The sequence below is a fragment of the Siminovitchia acidinfaciens genome, from assembly GCF_003605385.1.
GTDB lineage: Bacteria > Bacillota > Bacilli > Bacillales > Bacillaceae_C > Siminovitchia > Siminovitchia acidinfaciens.
The window spans coordinates 1-1,733 of the sequence record NZ_QYTV02000022.1; the positions used below are offsets into that span (position 1 = coordinate 1).

Genomic DNA, 1,733 nt, shown 5'->3' on the forward strand with positions numbered 1-1,733 from the left:
CATTGTTCATATTAAGATTAAGTCCTCGATCGATTAGTATCCGTCAGCTCCATGTGTCGCCACACTTCCACACCGGACCTATCTACCTGATCGTCTTTCAGGGATCTTACCTGCCTGGCAAGCCAGGCAATGGGAAATCTCATCTTGAGGGGGGCTTCATGCTTAGATGCTTTCAGCACTTATCCCTGCCGCACATAGCTACCCAGCGATGCCTTTGGCAAGACAACTGGTACACCAGCGGTGCGTCCATCCCGGTCCTCTCGTACTAAGGACAGCTCCTCTCAAATTTCCTGCGCCCGCGACGGATAGGGACCGAACTGTCTCACGACGTTCTGAACCCAGCTCGCGTACCGCTTTAATGGGCGAACAGCCCAACCCTTGGGACCGACTACAGCCCCAGGATGCGATGAGCCGACATCGAGGTGCCAAACCTCCCCGTCGATGTGAACTCTTGGGGGAGATAAGCCTGTTATCCCCGGGGTAGCTTTTATCCGTTGAGCGATGGCCCTTCCATGCGGAACCACCGGATCACTAAGCCCGACTTTCGTCCCTGCTCGACTTGTAGGTCTCGCAGTCAAGCTCCCTTATGCCTTTGCACTCTGCGAATGATTTCCAACCATTCTGAGGGAACCTTTGGGCGCCTCCGTTACTCTTTAGGAGGCGACCGCCCCAGTCAAACTGCCTGCCTGACACTGTCTCCCACCCGGATCACGGGTGCGGGTTAGACGGTCCATACAGCCAGGGTAGTATCCCACCGTTGCCTCCACCGAAGCTGGCGCTCCGGTTTCCAAGGCTCCTACCTATCCTGTACAAGCTGCACAGACAGTCAATATCAGGGTGCAGTAAAGCTCCACGGGGTCTTTCCGTCCTGTCGCGGGTAATGCGCATCTTCACGCATAGTATAATTTCACCGAGTCTCTCGTTGAGACAGTGCCCAGATCGTTGCGCCTTTCGTGCGGGTCGGAACTTACCCGACAAGGAATTTCGCTACCTTAGGACCGTTATAGTTACGGCCGCCGTTTACTGGGGCTTCAATTCGGACCTTCGCTTGCGCTAAGCCCTCCTCTTAACCTTCCAGCACCGGGCAGGCGTCAGCCCCTATACTTCGCCTTGCGGCTTCGCAGAGACCTGTGTTTTTGCTAAACAGTCGCCTGGGCCTATTCACTGCGGCTCCTCAGGGCTTGCACCCCAAAGAGCACCCCTTCTCCCGAAGTTACGGGGTCATTTTGCCGAGTTCCTTAACGAGAGTTCTCTCGATCACCTTAGGATTCTCTCCTCGCCTACCTGTGTCGGTTTGCGGTACGGGCGCCTGTTTCCTCGCTAGAGGCTTTTCTTGGCAGTGTGGAATCAGGAACTTCGGTACTAAATTTCCCTCGCCATCACAGCTCAGCCTTATGGCAAGCGGATTTGCCTACTTGCCAGCCTAACTGCTTGGACGCGCTAATCCAACAGCGCGCTTACCCTATCCTACTGCGTCCCCCCTTCACTCAAATGGAAACGAGGCGGTACAGGAATATCAACCTGTTGTCCATCGCCTACGCCTTTCGGCCTCGGCTTAGGTCCCGACTAACCCTGAGCGGACGAGCCTTCCTCAGGAAACCTTAGGCATTCGGTGGAAGGGATTCTCACCCTTCTTTCGCTACTCATACCGGCATTCTCACTTCCAAGCGCTCCACCATTCCTTACGGAATGACTTCACAGCCCTTGGAACGCTCTCCTACCATTGTCTAAAG

The 1,733-nt window shown here is 55.1% G+C and carries 1 rRNA gene; it reads right to left on the reverse strand.

Features of this window, described 5'->3' with window-relative positions:
- Positions 1–13 precede the first annotated feature (13 nt).
- Positions 14–1,733: ribosomal RNA gene (locus D4T97_RS20310) — 23S ribosomal RNA — on the reverse strand; the annotation flags it as partial.